The sequence below is a fragment of the Collinsella sp. OM08-14AT genome, from assembly GCF_003438115.1.
In the GTDB taxonomy this organism is placed as follows: domain Bacteria; phylum Actinomycetota; class Coriobacteriia; order Coriobacteriales; family Coriobacteriaceae; genus Collinsella.
The window spans coordinates 321829-322331 of sequence record NZ_QSTE01000001.1; the positions used below are offsets into that span (position 1 = coordinate 321829).

Here is a 503-nt window from a genome sequence, read left to right on the forward strand (position 1 = left end):
AGGCACACAAGGTCAAAGGCGGCAGCATGATCCTCCTGGTCGACAAGATCGTGCGTTGAACGGGTGCCGCGCGCATGGTAGTATTTCACATCGTGGTTCAAAGCGTTGGAGGCTGTTCTGCCACCCCAACTGCAAGCGCCACTTTATAAGGGCTCTTGGCGCAACGGTTAGCGCAGGGGACTCATAATCCCTGGGTTCTGGGTTCGAATCCCGGAGGGCCCACCAGGTTTTTCAACAGGTCAGGCAATATGTCTGGGCTGTTTTCTTTTTCATGGCATTAGTTTTCACTTGCAAATAGCCTGCTTGCTCACTTCCGGACGCCCTCGGTCGGCTGCCTGCGATGCCGCCGCCACGAAACCGGCCCATCTACTACGTTTAACCCCGACCCCTCGACCATACCCCGTATTTCGCGAAAACCGCAGGCCGTCTACCTGCGGTTTTATTTCTGCCCGAGACGCCATGGTCGGGAGATGTCGCCCAAACGTAGTAGATGGGCCGGTTTC

General features: G+C 56.5%; 1 tRNA gene. It reads left to right on the forward strand.

The features are described 5' to 3' along the window. The first annotated feature begins 149 nt into the window (after positions 1 to 149). Positions 150 to 225, forward strand: a tRNA-Ile gene (locus DXC18_RS01410). Positions 226 to 503 lie beyond the last annotated feature (278 nt).